Here is a 24118-nt window from a genome sequence, read left to right as displayed (position 1 = left end):
GGCGGCAAAAAAGGAAAGTGGCGGGACCAAGTCTCCTTGGAATCATGGGCGCAAGAGCCCAGAGAAATATGGGGGACGGTATGAGATCGGAATATTGCAGAGGCTTCATCCTCGCAGCGAGTGCGACGGTCTGCGTCTTGGCGACGCCTGCCGCAGCGCAGGAACGATCTTTCGACATCCCCGCTCAATCGGCGACGACCGCGGTGGCGGCATTGGCGCGCCAAGCCAATGTCCAGGTCTTCGCGGCGCGCAAACATACGCGTGGCAAGCGCGCCAATGAAGTTCGGGGCCGGATGAAGGTCGAGCAGGCACTGGACATGCTCCTGAAAGGAACAGGCCTCACCGTCCGTGCGACCGGGACGCAGACTTTTACTGTCGTCCCTTTGTCCGAAGGCAATAGCGAGGCGCCGACTGGTGCAGCAACGCAAACGTTGGTGGCTAACGCCGGCGAAGATGTTCAGACCGTCGATGAAATCATCGTCACGGGCACCCGCCGTTCTGAATCGGTTCGCGACGTGCCGTTTAACCTGCAGGCGATCTCGTCCGACACGCTGGAGAAGACGGGCGCCACGGGCGTTGCCGATGTCGCGCGCACGATACCAGGACTGTCGATCACCGACCGCGGTCCGACCGAGGGTGTGAAGCTCGTTCTGCGCGGCCTGAGAACGGGGACCGAGGCCCGCCTCGCGCCGACGACCGCGGTCTATGTTGACGATATTCCGATCGACATGCCTTTGCGCGGCGCGCCGCTCGACCTGAAGCTGGTCGATGTGGAACGCATCGAGGTCCTGCGCGGACCGCAGGGGACTTTGTTCGGTGGCGGTGCGATCGGCGGCACCCTGCGCTACATCTCGAAGAAGCCCGATACCGGGAAATTCGAGGGCCGCGTCGGGGCCGAACTCACGTCGACACGCCATGGCGGGGTCAATTACAACCTCACCGGCATGCTCAACATTCCGGTCGCGGACTGGATCGCGGTTCGCGCGAATGTGGGCCACTTCGACAATGACGGCTTCATCGACAACGTCAGGCTCGGCACCAACAACGTCAATGATGACCGCACTACCTCGGCACGCATCGCGGTGCTGATGAAGCCGGTCGACGATCTTGAAATCAACCTCACATATCAGCGCCACAGCGCGCACTATGGCGACCGCTACAATCAGCGGGAAACCCAGCCCGATCTCACTGTCAACTTCGTCCATCCGGGCGATTCAAAATATAGAGCGCAGCTCGCAAGCCTGACACTCGCCTATGATTTCGGCGGGGCCAATCTGACCTCGAGTTCGTCCTATGTGGACGAGCGGCTCGATACGAGCAACGACGGCACCTTCAATATCCGCGACATCATCTTCGGTGGCTTTCTGGATCCCGACGATATCCCCGAGTTTACGGTGATCGCGGAAAACCACTCGAAATCGCACCGCTTTACGCAGGAAGTGCGTCTCGTCTCGAACACGGATGGTCCGTTCAGCTGGATCCTTGGCGGATATTACAGCAAGCAGCGCGTCCAGGGCTATCAGCCCGAACGCGTGCCCGTGCCGTTTCCCGGGCAGGATGCGTTCGAACAGAATATCATCGGCGCCGAGCTCAACGACGACAAAGAATATGTGATCGAGGACGATACGCGCTCAAGTCAGCTCGCCGTGTTCGGGGAGGTGAAATATCAGCTAACCGATGCTTGGCAGGCGTCGGTCGGCGGTCGCTATTTCGACGTGCGGGGCCGCGGTACATTCTATTCGATCGACCAATGGTTCGGCCGAAATGCCCGTGACGCGAACGGGCTGGGCCGTACGACGCCGCTGCCCGAAGAGATTTCCAACGGGCGATACCGCGAGAAGGACAGCGTCTGGCGTCTCAACACCTCGTACAAGATAGCTGATGCCGGCCTCGTCTATGTGACGGTTGCGCAAGGCTATCGCCCGGGCGGCTTCAACCTGCTCTCGCCCAATACGGGAATTCCGGCCGACGGGCGGCAGTATGACTCCGACGACCTTGTCAGTTACGAACTCGGCGGCAAATTCTCGCTCGCGCAGAACCGGATCTATCTGAGTTCCGCGCTGTTTCGCATCGACTGGTCGGACATTCAGACGACGGTGCGGACGCCGAGCGGTTTCGCGTTTCAGGGCAATGCCGGCAAGGCCGTGTCGCAGGGTGTAGAAATCGAACTCGATATCCATGACGTCGTGCTGCCGGGGCTCTCGTTCAAGCTCGGCTATGGTTATACCGATGCGAAACTGACCGAGACGATCGAGCGCATCGGTTTCAAGGATGAGCGGATGCCGCTGATCCCGCGTCACGCGCTGTCGCTGATGACAGATTACAGCGCCGAACTGGGTGGCGGCCTGAAAGCGGGCTTCAACTGGCTGACCACCTACACCGGCGGCACTTATAATAGTTTCGGTCCCTTCCAGCCCGTTCGCGATGCTGCCACCGGTGCGCTCATTCCGTCCACCAGACCCAATCTGAACTATCTTCCGATCGGCAGCTATTGGCTCATCACGCTGTCGCTTCGCCTCGAAGGGGAGAGCTGGAGCGCGCGCCTCTTTGCCGACAATCTGTTCGATACGCGCTTCCAGACGACGCGGGATTATATGAACGCGAACACCAATTTCGCGGGTCCTGATGTCCTCTACAGCGCCAATCGGCCGCGGACTGTCGGCCTGGAACTCACCAAGCGCTTCTAGCGCGCGCGCTGTTCTTCCGAGACGCCGGAAGCGACACGTCCCGGCAATCTGCTGGCCTGCCGCATAACCAAAACAAGGGGATCATCATGTCAGTGCCGCGACATCGGGCCATGCGGATGGGCAGGGGGAAGTCGCTTTTGCTCAGCGTCGCCATGCTCGTCCCGACTTTGGCCCATGCCGAGCCCGAGGTGGCCAGTCAGACAGGATCTTATCCGGCGGTTGCTGGCTCTGCGGACAAGTTGGACCCGCAGCGCCCCGGAGTAGCCGTGCTTTCCGGAACGCCCGAACGCCCGCTCACCGATCCGCGGCACCTGATGTCCGCGACGCGGCCCGATGCCCAGCCAGTGCCGATCGCCGACCTGTTCTTCCTCCGGTCGAGCCCGTCCGCCGCCTGGACGCCGTCGGGCGATGTGGTGATCGCCACCGATCTTACCGGGCGCATCAATCTGTGGCGCGTGCCGGGGGGTGGCGGGTTTCCGGTCCAGCTTCAACAATCTGAGGACAAGACCCTCTATCCGGCGGCTGCTCCCGACGGAAAGACCATTTTCTATGCGTCGGACATTGGAGGGCGCGAAATCTATGACATCTTTTCTATCCCTGCGGATGGCGGCGCAGCGGTCAATCTGACGGCAAGCCCAGATGCGTCTGACAGGGGCCCACTTCGCCTGAGTCCGGATTCTCGCTTTCTCGCGTTCAATCGCCGCGTTCGCACCGAACCGAACACCAATGTCGCCGTGATGAACCTCGGCGATCGGTCGGTTCGCCTGCTGACGCAGGAAAAGGAAGCCGGCATCATCTGGTCGGTGGTCGCCTTCTCTCCCGACGGAATCCATCTCTATGCGAACCGGTCGAATTCGAGCCACAGCGAGAGCGCCATCTGGCGCATCGACATGGCCACCGCGGCGGCGACCAAGGTCGCGGGCGCAGAGCCCGGTCAGCCTTATGAGGCTGCTGCGGCCATTTCCCCCGACGGCAAGAGCCTCTCGGTCACGAGCGAGAACCGGTTGGGCGTAAGGCAGGCCGTGCTGCTCGACCTTGCCACCGGCGAACGCAGGGAAGTGCATGCGGGCGATTGGCCGCAGGACGCCGGCGCCTTTTCGCCCGATGGCCGTCAACTGATCGCTGTCGAGAATGTCGATGGCCGCGACAGGGTGTATCTCTATGATGTGGCGAAAGGGCGCGCTCGTGCGCTGTCTTTGCCCGACGGCAAAACCGCGGACTATGACGGCACTTTGCCGGCCTTTTCCCCGGACGGACGCCGTCTCCTGTTCCCGCATTCCTCCGGCAGCGCGCCGTTCGATTACTGGACCATCGACTTCGCGTCGGGCGAAGCGTCGCGGGTTACTCGCCTTGGACTCGGTAGCGTTAACGCGCAGCTTCTGCCCCGGTCCGAGATTGTCCGCTACAAGAGCGCGGACGGAACCGTCATCAGCGCCATTTTGTGGATGCCATGGAATCTGAAGCGCGACGGATCGGCGCCTGTTGTCGTGATGGCGCATGGAGGGCCCACGGGCCAGACGAGCGACAGCTTCGATGCCACTGCCACCGCTCTGGCGTCGCGGGGCTATATGGTCATCGCCCCGAATGTCCGCGGGTCGACCGGCTATGGCCGCGCTTTCGAGCATGCCAATCACCGGGATCTGGGCGGCCGCGATCTCGAAGATGAAGCTTGGGCCGCGAAATTCCTCGTTGCATCGGGCTATGCCGACCCGAAAAAGATCGGGATCACCGGCGGCTCCTACGGCGGCTTCATGACCGTGATGGCGCTCGGGCGCATGCCCGATTTCTGGGCCGCGGGTGTTGCAGCCTATGGCATCGTCAACTGGAACACGATGTGGGAACGTGGTTCGCCTGCCCTTCGCGAATATCAGCGCGGGCTCATAGGCGACCCGGTGGCCGATCGTGAGGTTTACAGTCGCGTAAGCCCGCTCACATATCTCCGGAATACTAAGGCGCCGATGCTCGTGCTTCAGGGGCAGAATGACATTCGTGTCCCGGCCCATGAGGCGGAGCAAATCGTCGCTACTCTCAACGAAGCAGGAAAAGTTGTTGAGGCCCACTTCTACGCGGAAGAAGGCCACGGATTTCAGAAACGCGAAAACCAGATTGATGCCGCCGAGCGCACAGTCGCTTGGTTCGAAAAATATCTGAATCGCGGAAAATAAAGATGCTCTCGATTCATTCGCGCCGATCTGACCAGGGACCTATGGTCTGCTTTTCTTCCGAATTATCTCGAAGCGGACCGTCTGAAACCGGCCAATTGTGGTTGGTCCGCTTGCGTGGGAACTCGGCGGGCTGGGGCTTGCCAGCCTCGTTTTCTGTCGTGATGCCGCTGATTAACCACTCGTTTCAGTGCGCGCGTCACCATCTTCTGCTACCGACGCATTCAATGCGGCGTGTCGGTGCGTCAGGAAGGATGATCAGGCATGCGCAAGGCGGCAAGCTGGCAACGAGCGATGGCGGCCAATTGGGTGCTCATCGTCACCGGCGCTGGCGCCCTTCTGATATTAATCTTTCTGTCGCTCGCGACCGACCGGGGGTTCGAACAGAATACGCGCCTGCGCCAGCAAGTCTCCAATTCCTATGATGCTAGGGCGGCCTTGCAGGGTGTGTTGACGCGGCATCAGGACATCGAACTCGGCCAGCGAGGTTATGTCATCACCGGCGATCCGGAATTTCTTACTCCCTATCGCGCGGCCGAGGCGCGCATCGACGCCAATTTCGACCTGTTTGAAAAACTGGCGGGGAATGACGGGCAGGGACGGCTGATCGACGAGCTTCGCCGGACGTCGTTGCAGAAACGCCGGTTCGTCGCGCGGACGATCGACCTTGTTGAAAGCGGGCGGCGAGACGAGGCGGTGCGTCTGATCGCGAACGGCGAGGGGAAACGGTCGATGGACCGTATCCGCGTGCTGATCAGCGAGATATCGGAGGCCGAACGGCAAAAGTTGGAAGAGCGCACCATCGCCGTGAATGCCGCGCGAGAGCGATTGCGCGACCGCACCTTCACGCTGCAGATCGGATTGATCCTGCTGCTTGCGCTTTCGGCGATCCTGATCGGGCGCAGCCAAGGGGCACGTAAGAAGGCGCATCGCCGCGCGCGCGATCTCGCGGTGCGGCAGGAGGCTATATTCGACAGCGCCAAGGACGGGATGATCGTCCTGAACCCGAGCGGCAGCATTGAGAGCCTCAATCCATCGGCTGCCAAGATGTTCGGCGTGCCGTCCGAATCGCTGCTGCGGCGCGACATCGGGTCGCTGTTTGAAATCGCGCCCGACCGGGGGCAGATCGAAACCTTCCTGCGCCGGTTGAAGGCGAACCGGAAGGAGAATTACGGGCAGATCCAGGAGTTCGTCGGCCGCCGCCAGAATGGCGCGACCTTTCCGCTCGAGGTGTCGGTCAGTCCGGTGCACCTCGCCGACGGCACGCTGTTCGTCGCGGTGATCCGCGATATCAGCGACCGGCGCGAGGTTGAGCAGATGAAGGGGGAGTTTGTCGCGACGGTCAGCCACGAACTGCGCACGCCTTTGACCTCGATCGCGGGCTCGCTCGGGCTGATCAGCGGTGGCGCGGCGGGCGAAGTCCCGCCCAAGGCCGCACGGCTAGTCGAGATTGCGCACAGCAATGCGGCGCGCCTCGTGCGGCTAATCAACGATATCCTCGATATCGAGAAGATCGAGGCGGGGCGGATGCAATTTGATCTCCGCCCGCTCGCGCTGGGGCCGCTGCTCGAAGCGGCTGAGCATCAGACCTCGGGCTTCGCCGGCGAATATGGCGTGCCGGTCCATATCGAGCCGGTTGCAGCCGGGGCAGCGGTCCTTGCCGATGAGGACCGCTTGATGCAGGTCGTTACGAACCTTCTGTCTAACGCGATCAAATTTTCACGGCGCGGTGAGGCGGTGACGGTCCGGGTTACGCCGCTCGACCGGCGATACCGGATCAGCGTCATAGACCGGGGCGAGGGCATCCCCGAATCGTTCCGCAGCCGCATCTTCGGCAAATTCGCGCAGGCCGACGCATCGGATTCGCGGCAAAAGGGCGGCACCGGTCTGGGGCTCAGCATCGTGCGCGAAATCGTCGTGAGGCTTGGCGGTTCGGTCGATTTCGAAAGCGTCGAAGGCGCGGGCAGCATCTTTCACGTCGATTTGCCGGCGGCCGAATTACCGGCGGCGGTTCCGGCGTCGGGCGAGATCGAGACACCACCGCTTGGCGACCCCACCTTGCCAGTCGTGCTCCATGTCGATGACGATCCCGACATGCTCGCGGTCGTCGCCAGCGCCTTCGACGGCAGGGCGGCAATCCATTCGACGCCGAGCGTGGCGGAGGCACGCGCAGCGATCCGGCGGACGCGCTATGACGCCGCGATCCTCGATGTCGGGATGCTCGACGGATGCGGAACCGACCTTGTCGCCCCGCTGCGCAAACGCGCGCCGAGCTTGCCTGTCGTCCTGTTCACCGCGCAGGAGGTCGACGGCGCACCGAAAGAGGGTATCGACCTTATCCTCGTCAAATCGCGCGCCAGTCTCGACACGCTGGTGCGCGAAGTGACCGATCGGATCGGCTCGAAGCGGGCGAATGGCGGAGGCGGCAAATGAGCAACCGGATTCTCTACATCGATGATGAGGGCGATATTCGCGAAGTCGCCGAAATGGCGCTCGAACTCGATTCGTCCTTCGCCGTTCGCACCTGCGGGTCGGGTCGCGAAGGGCTGGCGGCGGCGCGCGAATGGCAACCCGATCTGATCCTGCTCGACGTGATGATGCCCGAACTCGATGGGCCGGGTGTGCTCGAATTGCTCCGGCAAGATCCCGCGACGGCGGCGATCCCGGTCGTGTTCATTACCGCGCGGACGCAGGCGCATGAGGTTGCGCGGCTACGCGAACTCGGCGCGCGCGGCGTGCTCGCCAAACCCTTCGACGCGATGGCGTTGGCGGGGCAGGTGCGGGCCTTGCTCGATGGCTGAGATCGACGCGCGCCTGGCCGCGATTGCCGAACGCTTCGCCGCGCAGGCGGCTGAGACCGCAGCGGAGATTGCGGCCGCGCTCGGTCGCGAAGATTGGTCCGAACTGGCGCGGCTGAGCCACAGTCTGGCGGGGCGTGCGGGGATGTTCGGCTATGGCGCGATCGGCGATGCGGCGCGGTCGATCGAGGAAGCGGTCGATGCCGACCTGGCGGACGATGTGACGGTTCGCTTGACGCAGGATTTACTCAACCAAATGGCCGCGCTAAATCGCGCCTGAGGGGTGGTTATGATTAACGGCGGAGGGTGGACCATGGCCCGCCGCCGGTGATATTATATAAGTTCAACAATATCGTGGTGGATCGAAATGACGAAAGTGCTCGTGGCGGACGATGATCCGCTCACCATGGCGGGGATTACGGCGCTTCTCGACAAGAGTAATTTCGAAGTGGTGGCGACGGTGGATACCGGCGCGGCGGTGCTCGACACGCTGCCCGGCGCGCGGCCCGACCTTCTGATTCTCGACAATGGCATGCCCGAACGGAGCGGGCTCGACGTGCTGCGCACGCTGCGCAGCCGCGGCGACAACCGCCCGGTCGTCCTGCTCACCGGCGGCCTCAACGACGAACTTGCGCGCGAAGCGATCCAGTTGTCGGTCAACGGCATCGTGATCAAGGCGACCGCGCCGCGCGACCTGCTCACCTGCCTCGAAAGCGTCGTGCAGGGACGGCGCTGGCTCGATCAGGATGTGATGCAGCGCGTGATGGAACAGGCGATGTCGCCCGATGCGCCGCGCGATCCGTTCGAGGTGCTGAGCGGGCGCGAGCGCGCGGTCGCCTCGCTTGCGAAGCGCGGACTGCGCAACAAGGAAATCGCCAACGAGCTGGGGCTGACCGAAGGAACCGTAAAGGTCCATCTTCACAAGGTTTTTGATAAGCTTAACATCCGTGGCCGCACCGAATTGATCCTGCTCGCGCAAGACCGCGGACTGTGAATTTATACCGAAAGTTATAGAGATTTTTCGCCGTTAGAGAGCGCCTTTGTCGCCTCCCGGTGAATAACGCACGCGCGAGGGTTAGCGCATCTGTCGATCAAGTTGGCGGCATCGGGCCGTCACCGACGACAGGCGATTCATGGGCTTTTTGCGCACCCTTATCTTGCTGGCCTTGGCGGTGATCAGTGTGATCGCCAGCCAGCATGCGCACGCGCAGGTCACCGCCTATGCGGTCGGGCAGGGCGCGGTGAACAGCGTCGAGGTCGGCGTCGAAGTGCGCGCGTCGGTGCTCGGCCGCTGCGGCTTTGCAACCGGCGGCGCGCCCACCGGCACCATCGACCAGGCCGATTTCGACCAGAGCGGCTTTACCAGGGATTTCGCGATTCAGCTCAATTGCACCGGCGCATCGCGGATTGCGGTTTCGTCGGCGAACGGCGGGATGGCCAACGCGGTGGCGAGCGGCACCGGATATCAGACCAAGGCGCCGTATAATGTCGCGCTCTATGTTGCCGCCGACAATGGGACCAATGCGTCGGCCAGCTGCGCCGCCGCGACGCTCGCCGCGGGCGGTAGCTGTACCTTCGCCGGTACGGCGGGCACGGCCAGCGGGCTTCGCCTCTCGGGCGCCTCGACCAAGGCGAACGGGTCGTATTTGCGCGTCAGCGCCCCCGCATACGCCGGAACCGATACGCTTGCCGCGGGTCGCTATACCGATACCCTCTCGATCACCGTCAGTGTCAGTCCTTAACGCCATGTTGAACAATTCGAATCCGCGCCTATTAACTATCGGCTCCTATTTCGGGGTCCGATATGATGGCACCTACGACATTGATTTCGAACCGGATCGCCCGAGCGGCGCTCGTTCTGGCCGGCATGGGATGCGCGGCGCCGGCGATGGCGGACGAGGTGAACCAGATCGCCATTTATGGCGAAGTGGCGCCGCGCTGCTGGGTTGCCCATCCGATGAAGATCGCTGCGACGAATGCGGCGGTGCAGGTCACACCCGCACGCGCGATCTGCAATCAGGCGCGTCCGGTTATGCTGGCCGAAGTGCGGATGATCGATTCGGAGGGCCTATTGATGAAGCTCGTACCCGCCGCCGCCGATCGCGCAACGCCACTCTCCACCCGCACTGCGCTAGAGATCGTCGTAACCCCTCAGCTATGAGGGTTTGGACGGCCGGTTTATCAACGCTGGGATTGGCGTGCGGACTCGGGGTCGCGCAGCCCGCCGTCGCTCAATCGCAGATATCCTCGGTTTGCGGGGTGACCGGCGCCGCGACCGCGCCTGCCAGCATCACCTATGATCCCTTTTCGCCCGGCGGCCTGTCCGAGGCGACGGTGCCGCTGATCCTGCGGCGCAACCGCGGCCTGATTCTCGGCCGCACGCGCGAGGTCAGCCTGGTGATCGTCTCACCGTCGGGATCGCCCGCGCTCGACGTCACCTATAACGGCTATCGCGTCATCTATCCCGAGGGTTCGACCGCGGGCCGCCCGCGTTCGCTGAACTCGAAGGACAATGGCGCCGGCGCGGCGGGCGAGATTCGTTATGATTTCGGCAGTCTGCTCGCCGCGGACACATCGGCCCCACTCAACCTGCGCGTCACCGTGCCGCCGGGGACCGACCTGTCGGCGGGCGAGCCGATCATCCTCGACCTTCTCTATATCTGCTCGGGCGAGAATGGCATGGCGAGCGTGTCGGTGCCGACGCGCGATACCGGCTCGATCCGCATCAACGTCAACACGGTGAGCGCGCTCCAGGCTTATTATGCCGGATCGCCGCTCGATTTCGGCGAGATCGGCGACGCCACCACCGCGGCGGTGCTCGCGGCGCCCGATCGCTACACGACCCCGGCATCGAACTCTCTTCGCGTGCGCAGTTCGGGACCGTTCGAGGTCAGGATGCGATCGCAGAACGACTTCAAGCTGACCTATCCGGGCGGCAGCCTGTCGAACGCGGCGCAGACGATCCGGTACAGCGCGCGCTTCCTGGGACAGGAGATCACGTCGAACAGCGGCTTCGGTACGCGGACCTGCGCGCGCGCCGGCATGGACGGCAGCGCCGGGGTGCTGCCGCTGCGCACGACGCTGAAGGAAGGCGGCTCGGCGAAGATCCCGGCGACCAACTATAGCGACATCATCAGCATCACCTTCACGCCGATCGTTACCGCGAGCTCGGCGACCAGCTGCGCAGGCCTCTGACCGCCGCTATATCGTCAGGTATAGGAAATGATGCCCGAAGTTAGCTTCGTTTTTGCCGGACGCTAAATATTGCCGGCAGTCGATCCGGCCTATCTCCAACTCGTCAGGGCGATGAGCCCTCCCGGATTTTCGATTGGAGATATGAAATGAAAAAGCTTGTTCTCTCGGCCCTGATCATCGGTTCGACCTTCGCCGCTGCTCCCGCTTTCGCCCAGTCGGCCGCCGGTTCGGTCGACGTGACCGGCACCGTTGCAGCGCGCTGCTCGGCCGTCACCGCGATCACCGGCAGCATCACGCTCGGCGAACTTGCAAAGAGCGACGGCACCGTCGACGCCAGCTTTGCCGGCAACACCGGTGGCCTCAGCCGCAACTTCACCGTGAAGTGCAACGGTTCGAACCCCAAGATTTCGGTCGAAGCCAAGCCGCTGGTGAACGCCGCCGCGACCAACTCGCCGAACGGCTACACCAACACCGTCCACTACACCGCGACGCTGATCGCGACGGGTGCGAAGGGTGGCACCACGCCGGTTGCCGACCAGTCGCTGAGCACCGGTGCGACCTCGGCGCAGGTCGGCGACCGCCTCGCCGCGACCGCGAACAACATCACGCTGACCGTGGGCAGCGGCCTGACCTCTGATTCGACGGCGATCCTCGACGCCGGCACCTATGCCGGCAAGGTCGAAATCACGATCGCACCGACCGCCTGACACCTGGGGGGGTGTCCCCGGCAGGCCGACGTCCACAGGCCTGCCGGGGTTAGCCTTTGAAGGATATGGTCATGTGCAATCCCAAAGCTCTCGCGGCCGAACTTCGCCTTCGCGCGCTCGACGCCGAGCCGCAGGAACGGGCCGACCTGCTGTTTCTCGCGGCGGAATATGAACGAATGGCCGACATGCCCGCATTCGGTGGTCGGCCGGACTGGTTGGGGGTCCCTCTCCCCAAATGAAGGCGGCCGGCGAAATTGCCGGTCGCCTTTATGGATAACATCATGATTACCGGATTTCTTTCTTGGCGGATCACTGCCTTCGGTCCATCGTCGCGTCCGCGGGTGGGGCAACGGGCGAGGAGTAGATCATTGCAGTTGCTCAGGAGTTTTGGCGGCCCAGTCGTCGCCGTGGCGATCGCGGCCGCCGTGTCGGTGGCCGCCTATGCGATGGTCGTCCAGCCGGTGGTCATCGACCTCACGACCTCGGGCCGCACGATGAGCCAGGTGATCACGGTCGAGAACACTTTCGACAAGCCGCTGCCGGTGGAAATGCGCATCGAGGGGCTCGAGCTGACCCCCGACGGCGTCAATGCGACCGGCAAGGATCCCGGCGAGCTGTCGGTCTTTCCGCCGCAGACGCTGATCCAGCCCGGGCAGCGCCAGAGCTTTCGCGTGCAATATGTCGGCGATCCCGCGCTCGCGCGCAGCAAGCATTATTTCGTCACTGCGGCGCAGCTGCCGGTGCAGACGAACGACACGCAATCGAATGTCCAGCTGCTCTATAATTTCCAGGTTCTCGTCAGCGTGTCGCCCGACGGGGCGAAACCGGCGCTGTCGATCGCGTCTGCTGAAATCGGCAAGGATGCCGAGGGCAATCCGGCGCCGGTGATCTCGGTCGCCAACGCTTCGGCGGCACACGGCTATCTGTCGCGCGGCCGCGTCCGCATCGTCCAGTTCGCCCCCGACGGCAAGGAAGTCTTCCGCAAGGAAATTTCGGGTCCCGAGCTGCAGCAGACGCTCGGCTATGGCCTGATCGGAGGTGGCCAGACGCGCCGGATGACCCTGCCCATGCGCCTTCCGCAGCCCGGCGGGCGGATCGAGGCGCAGTTCACGCCCGACAGTTGAAGGCTTTGGCGGTTCGCATGAACCCTCTTTTTATCGCAGGATTTTTGCTCGCCGCGTCGGCGATCCCGGTCGCAGGCCATGCGCAGGCGCCGGCGGATGCTGGCACGCGCGTCGTGATCGATCCGGGTGCCGACGGCGCGGCTATCAACCCGACCGGGCGTGCGGTGGTGCTGACCGCGCCGCTGCTCGACGGGCAGGCTTACCTTGGCGATACGACGCTGACGCTCGAACCCGGCGGGCAGGCGAGCTTTTCGGCCGAGCGCCTGCTCGCGCTGCTCGCGCCGCGGCTGGCGCCATCGCTGATCGACCGCTTGCGCGCGCGCCTTGCCGAGCGTGGTACGATCGGGCGCGCCGACCTTGAGGGCGTCGGCGTCGGCATCCGCTACGATCCGCTGACGTTGCAACTGGTCATGGAGATCGCACCCGCGAGTCGCGCCACCCGATCGGTCACGCTCGGCGACGATGCGGCGCGCACGGTGGTAACCTACATCGCGCCCGCCGATTTCAGCGCCTATCTCAACATCCGCGGATCGATGGACTGGGTACAGCAGGGCACCGACGAGGGCCTCGCGGCGCCGATCACCTTCCTCGACGGTGCGGTGCGCGCGGGCGGGGTGGTGCTCGAAAGCGAAGCGAACTGGCAGGCGGGCGCGCGCGGCGCCGATTTCCAGCGCCGCGGCACGCGCTTCATTTACGACGACCGGAACAATCTCGTCCGCTGGGCGGGTGGCGATCTGCAGACGCTGGCGCGCGGGTTTCAGGCGGCGCCCGAAATCAGCGGCCTCTCGATCTCGCGCTTCTATTCCTTGCTCGACCCACAGCGGATCATCCGCCCGCGCGGCAACCGCAGCTTCCGCATCGAGCGGCGCTCGGTCGTCGAGGTACGCGTCAACGGCCAGCTGGTGCGGCGGCTGGAGCTCGATCCCGGCACTTTCGACCTCAAGGATTTTCCGTTCACGCAGGGCTCGAACGACGTCCGGTTGACGATCACCGACGACGCCGGGCGCACCGAATCGTTCAACTTCGATATCTTCCTCGATCAGGCGCAACTCGCCGAGGGGCTCAGCGAGTTCGGCCTTTACGCCGGTGTGCTCGCGCCGCTCGGCCGGCGCGGTCCGGTTTATAGCAATGATATGGCGTTCAGCGGTTTCTATCGCCGCGGGATCAGCGACCAGCTGACCATCGGCGCCAACGCGCAGGCCGACCCCAATGGCTGGATGGGCGGGGTCGAGACGGTGATCGCGACGCCGATCGGCTCATTCGGCGGCTTCGCTTCAGCCTCGCATGTCAAGGATGTCGGCTCGGGCTGGGCGTCGATCCTGACCTTTCAGCGCACAATTACGCGGCGCAGCGGCGGCGCCGATGCGCTGTCGCTGTCGTTCGAGACGCGCAGCCGCAACTTCGCGCCCATCGGCGTTGGCCTGCCGTCGAACCCGTACCGCTATGTCGCGGGCGCGAGCTATAACGGCGCGATCAACGATGCGCTCTATGCCGGGCTCGACGCGCGCTATTCGCGCGGGCGCGCCGACGAGCCCAATGTCGCGAGCCTGCGCGCGACGGGCGGCTGGCGCATCTCGCCGCGGCTGAACCTGACCGGCGACGTCAGTTACGAACGCGCCGGCCGGCGGGACCGCGTCGGCGTCTTCCTCTCGCTCGTCTTCCGCCTCGATCGGGCGTCGAGCCTGCGGTCGGACTATGACAGCCGCAACGACCGCAAGCGCCTGACCTATCAGACCTATCGTGGCTCGGGCACGGGAGCGTATAATTTCAGCGCCGATGTCGAGCATAGCGACCTCGGCGTCGCGACGACCGCGAACGGCATTTATTACAGCAACCGCGCCGAACTCGGTTTCAGCCATTTCGGCACCTTCGACCGCGATCTCGGCGGATCGACGGGGCAGCGGAGTTCTTTGCGCTTCGGCACTTCGCTCGCGGTCGCCGATGGCAGTTTCACGATCGGACGGCCGATTCAGGACAGTTTCGCGATCGTCCGCGCGCACCCCTCGCTGAAGGGGACCAACCTCTTCGTTGACGCCAATGGCCGCTTTTCGACCGCGAACAGCGGGGCGATGGGGACCGCGCTGCAACCGAGCCTCAGCAGCTACAGCGAGCGCAATCTGCTCGTTACCGCCCCCGACGCGCCGATCGGCACCGATCTTGGAGAAGGGTCGTTCCGGCTGCTCCCCGCCTATCGCAGCGGATATAAGCTAACGGTGGGATCGGATTATATGGTGAGTGTCGTGGGACGCCTGCTCGGCACCAATGGTGAGCCGATCACCTTGGTCGCGGGAACCGCTGTGGAGGAAGCGCATCCCGAGCGCGAGCCGGTGCCGTTGTTCACCAATGTGGCGGGCCGGTTCGGCGCGACCGGGTTGGCGCCTGGCCGCTGGCGTATCACTTTGAACGATGCCGATCGGACACGGTTCGATCTCGTCATCCCCGGCAGTGTCAATCGCACGATAGCGGCGGGCGATCTTGTTCCCACTATGCCGTAACGGTGTCTGCTTTCTTGAGGCCGCTCCTGAAAGCGGCCTGACCGCAAACGGCCATTCGCGTCCGCTCAAAGATCACTCGCTTCCGACCCCTGCCGGCGCTTCCGCAGCGACAAGCATCTGGCCAAAGGCGCGCGCCGCCGGGGATGCCGCGCCGCCGCTGTGAATCAACATGAATTCGGCACTGGGCAACGAGGGGAGGCCATAGTCGCCGTCCAGCAGGCGCAGGCCTGGCTCGAGGTCGCTGCGCATGAGTACCGCCACGGCCAGCCCCGAGCGGACCGCCGCGCGAAGGCCCTGCTCGCTCGGTGAGGTGAAAGCGATGTGCCAGTCGATCGATGTCGCATCGAGCGCGGCAACCCCGACCAGCCGGTTGATGCAATTCGGGGGATGAAAGGCGAGCGGCAGCGACGCGCCCTCGGATAGCAGGAAGTTGTCGGCCGCGACCCATGCGAAATCCGCACGCCGGAGCGGTGTTCCGCCATTCTCGCCCCCGGCGGTCGACAGCACGACGGCAAGGTCCAGTTCCTCGGCGGCAATCATCGTGCTGAGGTCCAGATAGGTGCTCACATGCACATCGAGCCGCACCGAAGGAAAGGCGCGCGAGAATTGACAGAGCAGCGCCGGCAATCGTTCCCCCATGAAGGCTTCGGGAGCGCCAAAACGCACGATCCCCGTTACCGGGGAAGCGCGGAAGCGTTGCGCCAGGGCATCGAGGCCAGCGAGAATGTCCCGGGCGTGCCGCAGCAGCTCTTCGCCGTCATCGGTCAGGGTCAACCGACGCGTCGTTCGACGCATCAGTGTCCGGCCGACTTGTTCCTCAAGGCGCCGTATCTGGTGGCTCACCGCCGGTTGGGTGAGATTCAGCCGACGGGCGGCCCGCGTGAAGCCGCCTGTCTCGCTGACCGCCACGAACGCGCGCAATAGGACCGGATCGATATCCATCTTCAAAGATTAATTAGAGTTGATCATGAATTCCAGAAAATAAAATCATTTCCATCATCACATACCACCCCCCAGATTGCGCATCAGCCGGGGAAATTGGACCCGGGCGATCGAAAGGCGCACCCATGTATCCCAACCCCGCCGGCAAAAACGCGCTGGCTCTCTTCGCGGTGTGCCTCGGCGCGCTGATGTTCGGTCTCGAAATCACAAGCGTGCCAGTGATCCTGCCGAGCCTGGAAAACGTGCTGCATGGCGACTTCCGCGAACTGCAGTGGGTCATGAACGCCTATACGCTTGCCTGCACGACCGTACTGATGGCAACCGGGACGCTAGCGGACCGCTTCGGCCGCAAGCGCATCTTCCTGATCAGCGTCACCGCCTTTGGCGCCACGTCGGCGCTTTGCGGTCTTGCCGACAGCATGACGCTGCTGATCGCAGCCCGGATGCTTCAGGGGCTTGCCGGCGGGGCGATGCTGATCTGCTCGATCGCAATTCTCTCACACCAGTTTCAGGATGCCCGCGATCGCGGCCGCGCTTTCGCGACCTGGGGCGTCGTTTCGGGAATCGGGCTCGGGTTCGGCCCGATCGTCGGAAGTGCGATCATCGCGCTGGCGGGCTGGAAATGGATATTTCTCGTCCATCTTCCTCTCTCGCTCCTGACCCTGGCGCTTGCCGTCGGCACGATCGCCGAATCGCGCGACCCCGACGCCAGTCGTCTCGATCTGGCGGGAATAGTGACCCTTTCGCTGGCGGTATTCGGTCTGGTCTATGTCATCACGCAGGGCGCCGCGCTGGGCCTTTCCGCCGCGATCGCGATCGCTATCGCCACTGTCGCCTGTTTTGCGGCCTTCCTGTTTGTCGAACGGCGACAGGCGCATCCGATGTTCGATTTTTCCGTCTTTCGGAACCGCAGCTTTTTTGCCGCCATCCTTGGCTGCATGGCCATGAACATCAGCTATTGGCCCTTCATGATCTATTTGCCGATCTACCTTCAGGTCGGCATCGGTTACGACACCCTCACCACCGGCCTGTGCCTGCTCGCCTACACATTGCCGGCTCTCGTCTTTCCTCCCGTCGGCGAGCGTTTGTCGCTCCGATACGGGCCGGGCCTCGTCATCCCGTCCGGCCTTGCCACGATCGGCCTCGGTTTTATCGCAATGAAGGTCGGTAGCGTCGCGGCACAGCCGGGCTGGCTGACGATGTTGCCCGGCCTGCTGCTTGCCGGCATCGGGATCGGTATCACCAATACGCCGGTGACCAACACCACGACGGCGTCGGTCCCGCCGAGCCGGGCGGGAATGGCGTCGGGCATCGACATGAGCGCGCGGCTGATCACGCTGGCGGTGAATATTGCGCTTATGGGCATATTGCTGGTCGAGGGAACGGTCGCCGCGCTGCGAGGCGTCGCCCCTGCGGTCGTCGGGCTCGCGGAGTTGCGTGCCGCAGCCGAAGCGGTCGCCGCCGGGCATGTGGCGATCGACAACCTGCAGGAGGGAGCCGTGCAGCACGGGCTCGTCTCCGGCTTCGGATTTGTCATGATCTATGGTGGGTTAGGGGCGCTAGTCTTGGCGGCGGCGAGCCGCGCCCTGTTTCGGCTGGGCCAAGACATGACAAAGACTTGAGGTCTACGTCTGCTTCTCCATTCCGATACCCCAAAGCGGCTCGTCCGCCACCGGTCAGTTGTGCCAATGAGCTTGGGTCCGCGGAAACATCTCACAGGATGTTGAGCGAGTTGCTGCTCCGTCGTTCCGGTATTCACCTGACCTTTACCCGGATTATCGCATCCCCTCCGATCAACCGGATCGGGGATCCGAATTTCGCCATTGGTCGGGTGTATGAATTATTATAACATCATAGGGATTTTGAACACGAGCATGGCGGCGATATTCTGCATCGCGCTGCTGGCGATCTGGCGAAACAACCGGTCTCTGCATTATATTCGGGTATTCGGGCTGTCGTATGCGATCAGGTCGCTGTGTTTCGGCATATTTTACTTCGCCTTCTCTTTGGAAAATCCGGTTTTGCGCTATTCGGCGAACATCTTCCTGCTGTTCGCGATCATGCTGCTGTCCATCGGTTTGTCCAATCGGCGCGGGCAACGGCCTCGCTACGGTGCTCTCCTTGCTATCGGGGCGCTCACGCTGGGGCCGCTCCACTATTATCAATTCATGGATCCGAACCTGCTGGCCCGGGTCATCATCCTCAATTCCGGGCTGGCTATGCTCAGTCTCCTGATGCTGCTGGATGTTGCAAGGGCGCCGCGCCGTACGCCGGTGGAGCAGGTGCTTCTCGGTTTACTGCTCGTCTCCTTCGCCGGCTATCTTCTTCGGCCGCTGTTCCTGATTGCGTCAGACGCCTCTGGCCAGCGGTTTGAAAGCTCGTACTGGCTTGTGGTTTCGATTTCCGACGCGCTCATCTGCGCGATGACGGCGGTCGGGGTCCTTGCGGTTATCGCGAGCGACGTGATGGACGGCATCAAGTCCGATGCGCTGATCGACACTCTGTCGGGATTGTTCAATCGCCGCGGTTTTGAACCTCGTGCGCTCAGAGCAATGGCGAGACAGGCAGCGGGAAAGCCGGTGGCGATCATCCTCAGCGATCTCGACCATTTTAAATCGATCAACGATTTGTTCGGTCACAGCAGCGGCGATTTGATCATCCGGCACTTCGCGGACGTCCTGAAGGAAGAAGCGCCCGGAGGTGCAATTATGGCGCGTCTGGGCGGCGAAGAATTCGCGATCATGCTACCCTCAGGCGCGCCCGTCGCCGCGCACCAACTAGCCGAAGAGATCAGGACGGCGTTCAAGCAAACCGCCCCGGACATTATGTCCGGCGAGGCAAGCCCGACGGCAAGCTTCGGGGTCGCGATTGCGAGGGAAGATGAAAACCTGCAGGCTCTGATGGATCGCGCCGACCGTGCACTTTACCGAGCCAAAGGCGACGGCCGCGACCGCGTGCATCTGTCAGAGTAGACCAAGCCCACGCGGTTCCGAGAGAGTGCGAACGCGCGAGAAGAATGTCCGCTTCCTCACGTAGATTTCTCAAAAGCGGATCGGCTGTAGTCGACCAGTGTGGGCGGTGATAGACTCTCGGTCCCGCCCACTTTTGGAGATTACTTCGGAGCCGTTAGGCAGCGGATATGGGCTCCCGTCGGCCTTTTGAAAAGGGGCGCGGATTTCGCCACGCCCCCTTCCTTGTTTCATGTTTCGGAGAAGGTCAGCCCTTGCAGGGGCCGATGTTGGTGCTGGTGACCTGCATCTGCATTTCCATATCGCCGCCGCCCATCGGCGATTTGCCCTTCGAGGTGACGAGAACGTCGGTCTTCTTGGCACCGAGGGTTCCTGCGAGGGCGAGTTCGACCTTTTGCGTGCCCTGTGTGCAGGTGCCCGGCGACATCGATCTTGCCATCGCCGATCCGGTTCTTGCGCCAGGTGCAGGCCTCGCCATAGCCTTTCGACAGCGCACCGGCGACATCCTCCTTGTCTGCCTGTTCCTGCGTCAGGCATTGTTCGGCGCCGCTGGCGGCCGCGAACTGCTTCGACATCTGGTCCTTCACATTATCGGGAACGCCCGGTATCTCGAACCTGACCAGCTTGACGTCGGTCATCCAGTTGCCGGCTTCGCGCTTCACCGTCCCGGCCGGCGCAGCCGCCGTATCGTTGCTCTTGCCGCAGCCGCTCAGGCGAGAGGTCGGCCAGCGCGGGAGTCGGCAGCATGCAGATCGCAACCATGGCAAGGGCTAGCGGCGCGGCAGCGGTAAGAAGTTTCGATGCTCTGGTCATCAGCATTCCTACATGGTTGGCGGCCGAATGCCGTCCCCAAAATTCATTCTCTGATGTTGTAAAAACCGGCTGAACCAGCTTCAGAAGCCGAGGGTCATGCCCCCGCCGGCGGCAACCTTGCCATTGCCGGTGGTCCCGGCATTCAACCGGAACTGGACATTGTCGCTCACCCGCCCGATGATCGCAGCGGAAAAGGCAAAGCGACCATCATAAGTGCCGGTGCCAACGCCGATGCCGATCTTGTTGTCGCCGTCGAGCGGGGGGATCGAGGCTATTGCGGTGGCAATTGCCACCCCGCGCCCGACTAGGCGATCGAGCCGCCGGATATCGAAATCAAGGCCAGAAAGCCGGGCATCAACAGCATCAAACGCCGATCCGACATTGCTGAAGCTCTGCCCGCCGATCATATAGCTGGGGGCGGAGACGGCGCCGGTCGCCGCATTATATGCCGATCCGCCACCGAGCGCGTTCGCGGCGCTCGCACCGAGCGCATCCACGCGCACGATCGCCGTATCGGCGGTCTGCTGCGCGCCATTTGCCAGCCCTTCGATCCGATCGTCCGCGGTTGCCATGTCGGTCCGGATCACGGCTTCGCGTGTGTCGGTATAGGCGTTGGCATCAGCCAGCATGGCGGCACCGGCTGACGCGACATCGGCGCGGATCGCGGCTTCGCGTGTGTCGGTATAGCCGTTCGCCGCATCCAGCGTCGCGGCATCGCCGGCGGCCATGTCGGTCCGGATCAGCGTTTCGCGTGTATCGGTATACGCTTGGGCATCGCGTTGCGCGATGAAATCGCCCTCGTTCATCTGGGCCACGTTGACCGCATCGGAGAAATTGGTGCCGTCGGCGACATTTGTGATCCGCCGCCTCATGGTGACGGAACCGACCGAAACAACATTGTCTTCATCGGCCTCGGATTTTCGTCCCAGGGCGACGCTGTTTTCGGCACTCACCGATGCGCTTTCTCCAATGGCCGTGCTGTCGTTCCCGAAAATGACGGCGCTGGCGCCGACTGCCGTACTGTTGCTCCCATTGGCGAAGCTGAAGGCACCGCATTCGGTCGAGCCTTCGATATCGTCGGGGGTGCCTGCGACACCATCGGGGCCGGGATTGTCGTTGGTGTTGCACTCGGGTGTTGAGTCGGCCCACGCCGGGACCGGTAGCAACGCCATTGCGAAGATGATCGCCGCCGCGCTGCTGCCCAGAAATAGCTTTGGAACCCTGATCATGATGCACTCCTCAAAGGTCGAAGGCGGAATGCCGCCCTGCAATTTTTCCCTCTGAGGTGATAAAAACCGCCGCCGTGCGGCGCATCGGCCAAATGGCCTGTCCACATGGCCGATGCGATAGCCAGATGGCCTACAACCCTTGCGCCGGCGCAGGATCGCGGCGAGATTGATGGTCATGGCCGACGACAGACAGCCCCTTTTCAAGCCCGGTGCGGCCATGCGGACGGATGGCGCCGATCGTGACAACGCGCCGCAACGCGATGGTCAGATCGAGGCGGCGGCGGAGCATTATCCTATCGGGCTGCTGGCCAGCTTGCTGCGCTATACGGGGCTTGCCGCGGCATTTTATTCGATGTCGGTGCTTTTCGCGCCCTATGTGGCGCCGATCACGATGCGGTCATGGCGCGTCGTCACGATCATTTTCATGAGCATTTGGCTGATCTCCATTTATGTCCATTACCGGGTCAGGCCCGAGCGGGCGGAGGAGATCCGGCGCTGGAATCTGATCGGCAAAACCCTGCTGGCCGGCGCGGTTTTGATCATCATGGCGATGATCTGGATCTTTATGCCGCATGCGCCGGAACCGCTGCATCTGCTGATGACCATCTTCGTCATGGCCTATCTGTCCATCACGATCATCTCGGCGCCGCAACATAGCGCGGTCAACAGGTTCGCGATCATCGCGATGCTGGGCTCGATCCTGATCGTCTACGACTATCAGACGCCGTTGTTCAATGGTGTCATCATGGTGTTCGTCCTGCTGTTTGCGGCCATCATGTTTTTCCTGAGCGAAGTCTTTCCCGAGACCATCAGGCAGACGGCGCAAGCTCATGCGATTGCCGAAGCGGCGCGCATCGAGGCCGAGATGCAGCGCGACGCGAAAGGGCGGTTTCTGGCCTCGGCGTCGCATGACCTCGGCCAGCCGTTGCAATCGGCACGGCTATTCTTCGATCAGGTTGTGCGCGGCACCGACCCGGTACGGCGAGCGAGGGCGGCCATGCACACCGAGGCGGCCTTTTCACTGATCGAACGGCGACTGCATCAAATGATCGAGCATCTGCGGCTTGAATCCGCGGGGACCACCGCGACCCTCGCCGAACTGACCGTCGGCCATTCGATCGCCCGGACGGCGGCGCTGGCCGAAGCCATGGCGGCGCAACAGCAGGTTGCCATCCATGCGCTGCCCAGCAGCTTGCGCGCCGTCGCCGACTTTGAATTGCTGGAGCGGGCGCTGCTGAATCTGGTCGACAATGGATTGCGGCACGCGCAGTCGACGCGACTACTGATTGGCGCGCGGCGGCAGGGCTCGTCCATTCGCATCTGGGTCATCGACGATGGCGTGGGAATTGCGCCCGGGGATATCGCGTCGCTGTTCGACGATTATTTCCAAGGCAGCAATCATGGCGACGAGGTGCGCGGCGGGTTTGGATTGGGACTGGCGTCGGTACAGCGGACCATGGCTTTGATGAACGGCACAGCCGGGCTTGATCCGAACTGGAAGCAAGGGGCGGCCTTTTTTCTTGAGTTGCAAGGAGCAGCTGCCTAGCTTGCATTATGAACAATTGCCTGATCTGCGACGATCACCAAATGATGTTGCAGGCATTGAAAGGCAGTGTGCAATTATCATGGCCCGACACCGACATTCTTCTTGCCAGTGACTTCCCGTCCGCCTGGGCGGCTGCGAAAGCTCATCCCGACTTGATATTGTGCGATCTGGGGATGCCGGGAGCGGCCCCTGTCGACGGAATCCGGCGTCTCAGAGAAACGACCCCTAACTCTCCCATATTGGTGGTCACGGGTGTTGAGGACGACCAGTTGCTGCTCGACATGTTCGCGCTTGGTGTCGCCGGCTTCATACCAAAAGTGTCCAGCCCCGCGATTTTGGAACTGGCCGTGCGCCTGATCCTCGCTGGCGGTCATTACCTGCCCGAGCGGATGATCCAATTGACCGGCAGGCCCCATCAGGCAAATGGCACGTCACCGAATTTTGCCGCAAACGCCCATTTTTCAAAAATGACCGGGCGCCAGATCGAAGTGCTGCAAATGATCGCGACCGGCAAATCGAACAAGGAAATCGCCCGGGCGCTGTGCCTTTCGCCTGCGACCGTCAAGGCGCATGTCGCGGCCGTGATCGCCGCACTGGGCAGCGCCAACCGCACCGAAGCCGCATTCGCTGCGCGGAATTTTGGTCTTATCTAAGACCCGGAGTCATGGAACGAGCAGAATGAGCAATGTGTGAACCTTGTTGTCTGAGCCACCTATGATGAACGCCACGACAGTCCCGGGAGTTATCACACTAGGTACTCCCGCTTCCCAATGGATGATCCGTTCGCTCCTTGGTCTGTCACGAAGCGGGCAATGCCCGCTTCTTTAATTTTTGTCCCGATAGCTGCCTGACGGCTAGCGGCCATCAGCACCGATTCCAATATCGCCCCGATATAGCGCTTGGCCTTAATGCGAAGCGCGACCCTTTTCCGCGCCCGGAGTCCGACCCGCAACCACCCCGCATTATTTCGGGTTGCGGCAGGTGAATAATCTGCGGAGAAGCCTGTGGGAAGGAGGGAGTGGGGGGATGACGGTGCAACACAATGTTTTGATCGTCGACGATCACCGCATCACCCAAAGCGGTCTGCGGTTCCTTTTTGGTTCGCTCGATCGCTTCGTTGTAGTCAATGCGCTTGATTGCGGCGCGATGGTCAATGCTTTTGTACAGTCGCAACCGGTCGACCTCGTTATCCTCGATCTCAACTTGCCCGACGTGCGGGGCATAAATGTTCTCGCCGAGATCGTCGGATCGCGCGACATGACGGTTATCATCCTGACCGGCGAAACGAACCTTGCCGAGATTCACTCGGCGCTCAAACTGGGCGCGCGTGCTGTCGTGAGCAAATCGGACCCGCTCGATCACATTGTCGCCGCCTGCGACGCAGCGCTGGCGGGCGAGGTCTATATTTCGCCGCATATCGAAGAAGCGCTCGGCAAGTTTCAGCAATCCCC

At 62.8% G+C, this 24118-nt stretch carries 22 protein-coding genes; 19 read left to right on the top strand and 3 right to left on the bottom strand.

Annotated features, from left to right (window positions below; genetic code table 11):
- Positions 1-80: 80 nt before the first annotated feature.
- The 13 genes from VN047_RS09100 (at position 81) to VN047_RS09040 (ending at position 15168) form a co-directional block, all read left to right on the top strand.
- A complete protein-coding gene (locus VN047_RS09100; RefSeq protein ID WP_325541926.1) occupies positions 81-2687 on the top strand; it encodes a TonB-dependent receptor in 2607 nt (868 codons plus the stop codon).
- A 266-nt stretch (positions 2688-2953) separates the two neighbouring features.
- Positions 2954-4852, top strand: a complete 1899-nt coding sequence (locus tag VN047_RS09095) for a S9 family peptidase (protein ID WP_325541924.1) — start codon at positions 2954-2956, stop codon at positions 4850-4852.
- A gap of 261 nt (positions 4853-5113) precedes the next feature.
- On the top strand, positions 5114-7282 hold the full coding sequence (locus VN047_RS09090) for a CHASE3 domain-containing protein (protein WP_325541922.1): 2169 nt from the start codon (positions 5114-5116) through the stop codon (positions 7280-7282).
- Positions 7279-7650, top strand: a complete 372-nt coding sequence (locus VN047_RS09085) for a response regulator (protein ID WP_325541920.1) — start codon at positions 7279-7281, stop codon at positions 7648-7650. The genes VN047_RS09090 and VN047_RS09085 overlap by 4 nt, the downstream gene beginning before the upstream one ends.
- On the top strand, positions 7643-7927 hold the full coding sequence (locus VN047_RS09080; RefSeq protein ID WP_325541919.1) for an Hpt domain-containing protein: 285 nt from the start codon (positions 7643-7645) through the stop codon (positions 7925-7927). The genes VN047_RS09085 and VN047_RS09080 overlap by 8 nt, the downstream gene beginning before the upstream one ends.
- A gap of 87 nt (positions 7928-8014) precedes the next feature.
- On the top strand, positions 8015-8641 hold the full coding sequence (locus VN047_RS09075) for a response regulator transcription factor (RefSeq protein WP_325541917.1): 627 nt from the start codon (positions 8015-8017) through the stop codon (positions 8639-8641).
- A gap of 178 nt (positions 8642-8819) precedes the next feature.
- Complete coding sequence (locus VN047_RS09070) at positions 8820-9389, top strand: hypothetical protein (protein ID WP_325541915.1); 570 nt, start codon at positions 8820-8822, stop codon at positions 9387-9389.
- A gap of 62 nt (positions 9390-9451) precedes the next feature.
- A complete protein-coding gene (locus tag VN047_RS09065) occupies positions 9452-9808 on the top strand; it encodes a hypothetical protein (protein ID WP_325541913.1) in 357 nt (118 codons plus the stop codon).
- Positions 9809-9906: 98 nt separating this feature from the next.
- Positions 9907-10842 carry a hypothetical protein gene (locus tag VN047_RS09060; RefSeq protein ID WP_325541911.1) on the top strand — a complete coding sequence of 312 codons (936 nt, stop codon included), beginning with the start codon at positions 9907-9909 and terminating at the stop codon, positions 10840-10842.
- Between the two features lie 146 nt (positions 10843-10988).
- Positions 10989-11549 carry a hypothetical protein gene (locus VN047_RS09055; protein ID WP_325541909.1) on the top strand — a complete coding sequence of 187 codons (561 nt, stop codon included), beginning with the start codon at positions 10989-10991 and terminating at the stop codon, positions 11547-11549.
- Positions 11550-11620: 71 nt separating this feature from the next.
- Positions 11621-11788, top strand: a complete 168-nt coding sequence (locus VN047_RS09050) for a hypothetical protein (RefSeq protein WP_156377318.1) — start codon at positions 11621-11623, stop codon at positions 11786-11788.
- A gap of 129 nt (positions 11789-11917) precedes the next feature.
- Positions 11918-12673, top strand: a complete 756-nt coding sequence (locus VN047_RS09045; RefSeq protein ID WP_325541906.1) for a fimbria/pilus periplasmic chaperone — start codon at positions 11918-11920, stop codon at positions 12671-12673.
- A gap of 17 nt (positions 12674-12690) precedes the next feature.
- The gene (locus VN047_RS09040; RefSeq protein WP_325541904.1) at positions 12691-15168 is read left to right on the top strand and encodes a fimbrial biogenesis outer membrane usher protein; all 2478 of its coding nucleotides are present in this window, start codon (positions 12691-12693) and stop codon (positions 15166-15168) included.
- 72 nt (positions 15169-15240) lie between these two features.
- Here VN047_RS09040 and VN047_RS09035 read toward each other — a convergent pair whose 3' ends face one another.
- Positions 15241-16110, bottom strand: a complete 870-nt coding sequence (locus tag VN047_RS09035) for a LysR family transcriptional regulator (protein WP_325541902.1) — start codon at positions 16108-16110, stop codon at positions 15241-15243.
- A 125-nt stretch (positions 16111-16235) separates the two neighbouring features.
- Here VN047_RS09035 and VN047_RS09030 point away from each other — a divergent pair, with 125 nt between their 5' ends.
- Entirely contained in the window at positions 16236-17732 is a 1497-nt protein-coding gene (locus VN047_RS09030; protein ID WP_325541900.1) for an MFS transporter, read from the top strand.
- 213 nt (positions 17733-17945) lie between these two features.
- Entirely contained in the window at positions 17946-19082 is a 1137-nt protein-coding gene (locus VN047_RS09025) for a GGDEF domain-containing protein (RefSeq protein WP_325541898.1), read from the top strand.
- Positions 19083-19309: 227 nt separating this feature from the next.
- Here the strand turns inward: VN047_RS09025 and VN047_RS09020 are convergent, their stop codons facing one another.
- A complete protein-coding gene (locus tag VN047_RS09020) occupies positions 19310-19717 on the bottom strand; it encodes a hypothetical protein (RefSeq protein ID WP_325541896.1) in 408 nt (135 codons plus the stop codon).
- A gap of 107 nt (positions 19718-19824) precedes the next feature.
- On the opposite strand from VN047_RS09020, the gene VN047_RS09015 reads away from it, so the two are divergent.
- Positions 19825-19965, top strand: a complete 141-nt coding sequence (locus tag VN047_RS09015; RefSeq protein WP_325541894.1) for a hypothetical protein — start codon at positions 19825-19827, stop codon at positions 19963-19965.
- Between the two features lie 7 nt (positions 19966-19972).
- Here the strand turns inward: VN047_RS09015 and VN047_RS09010 are convergent, their stop codons facing one another.
- Positions 19973-21121 (bottom strand): YadA-like family protein, encoded by a 1149-nt coding sequence (locus VN047_RS09010; protein ID WP_325541892.1) that lies wholly within the window; start codon positions 21119-21121, stop codon positions 19973-19975.
- A 169-nt stretch (positions 21122-21290) separates the two neighbouring features.
- Between VN047_RS09010 and VN047_RS09005 the strand changes: the two genes are divergently transcribed.
- The 3 genes from VN047_RS09005 to VN047_RS08995 form a co-directional block, all read left to right on the top strand.
- Positions 21291-22667, top strand: coding sequence for a HAMP domain-containing sensor histidine kinase (locus tag VN047_RS09005; RefSeq protein WP_325541995.1), 1377 nt, complete (start codon positions 21291-21293; stop codon positions 22665-22667).
- An 8-nt stretch (positions 22668-22675) separates the two neighbouring features.
- Entirely contained in the window at positions 22676-23320 is a 645-nt protein-coding gene (locus VN047_RS09000; RefSeq protein ID WP_325541890.1) for a response regulator transcription factor, read from the top strand.
- Between the two features lie 328 nt (positions 23321-23648).
- Positions 23649-24118, top strand: a 470-nt coding sequence (locus VN047_RS08995; RefSeq protein WP_325541888.1) for a response regulator transcription factor, incomplete at its 3' end; no start/stop codon positions are given.

Source organism: Sphingopyxis sp., assembly GCF_035565275.1.
Taxonomy (GTDB): Bacteria; Pseudomonadota; Alphaproteobacteria; order Sphingomonadales; family Sphingomonadaceae; genus Sphingopyxis.
Note: the sequence above shows the minus strand (reverse complement) of the source record. Positions and strands in the feature narration are given on the sequence as shown.

Excerpts from the sequence above, each read along its gene's own strand:
- VN047_RS09025 (WP_325541898.1), top strand. The coding sequence starts at position 17,946 with ATGAATTATTATAACATCATAGGGATTTTGAACACGAGCATGGCGGCG.
- VN047_RS09100 (WP_325541926.1), top strand. The coding sequence starts at position 81 with ATGAGATCGGAATATTGCAGAGGCTTCATCCTCGCAGCGAGTGCGACG.
- VN047_RS09090 (WP_325541922.1), top strand. The coding sequence starts at position 5,114 with ATGCGCAAGGCGGCAAGCTGGCAACGAGCGATGGCGGCCAATTGGGTG.
- VN047_RS09030 (WP_325541900.1), top strand. The coding sequence starts at position 16,236 with ATGTATCCCAACCCCGCCGGCAAAAACGCGCTGGCTCTCTTCGCGGTG.
- VN047_RS09020 (WP_325541896.1), bottom strand. The coding sequence starts at position 19,717 with ATGACCGACGTCAAGCTGGTCAGGTTCGAGATACCGGGCGTTCCCGAT.
- VN047_RS09080 (WP_325541919.1), top strand. The coding sequence starts at position 7,643 with ATGGCTGAGATCGACGCGCGCCTGGCCGCGATTGCCGAACGCTTCGCC.
- VN047_RS09065 (WP_325541913.1), top strand. The coding sequence starts at position 9,452 with ATGATGGCACCTACGACATTGATTTCGAACCGGATCGCCCGAGCGGCG.
- VN047_RS09085 (WP_325541920.1), top strand. The coding sequence starts at position 7,279 with ATGAGCAACCGGATTCTCTACATCGATGATGAGGGCGATATTCGCGAA.
- VN047_RS09000 (WP_325541890.1), top strand. The coding sequence starts at position 22,676 with ATGAACAATTGCCTGATCTGCGACGATCACCAAATGATGTTGCAGGCA.
- VN047_RS09055 (WP_325541909.1), top strand. The coding sequence starts at position 10,989 with ATGAAAAAGCTTGTTCTCTCGGCCCTGATCATCGGTTCGACCTTCGCC.
- VN047_RS09075 (WP_325541917.1), top strand. The coding sequence starts at position 8,015 with ATGACGAAAGTGCTCGTGGCGGACGATGATCCGCTCACCATGGCGGGG.
- VN047_RS09010 (WP_325541892.1), bottom strand. The coding sequence starts at position 21,121 with ATGATCAGGGTTCCAAAGCTATTTCTGGGCAGCAGCGCGGCGGCGATC.
- VN047_RS09005 (WP_325541995.1), top strand. The coding sequence starts at position 21,291 with ATGGTCATGGCCGACGACAGACAGCCCCTTTTCAAGCCCGGTGCGGCC.
- VN047_RS09015 (WP_325541894.1), top strand. The coding sequence starts at position 19,825 with ATGCAGATCGCAACCATGGCAAGGGCTAGCGGCGCGGCAGCGGTAAGA.
- VN047_RS09040 (WP_325541904.1), top strand. The coding sequence starts at position 12,691 with ATGAACCCTCTTTTTATCGCAGGATTTTTGCTCGCCGCGTCGGCGATC.
- VN047_RS09050 (WP_156377318.1), top strand. The coding sequence starts at position 11,621 with ATGTGCAATCCCAAAGCTCTCGCGGCCGAACTTCGCCTTCGCGCGCTC.
- VN047_RS09035 (WP_325541902.1), bottom strand. The coding sequence starts at position 16,110 with ATGGATATCGATCCGGTCCTATTGCGCGCGTTCGTGGCGGTCAGCGAG.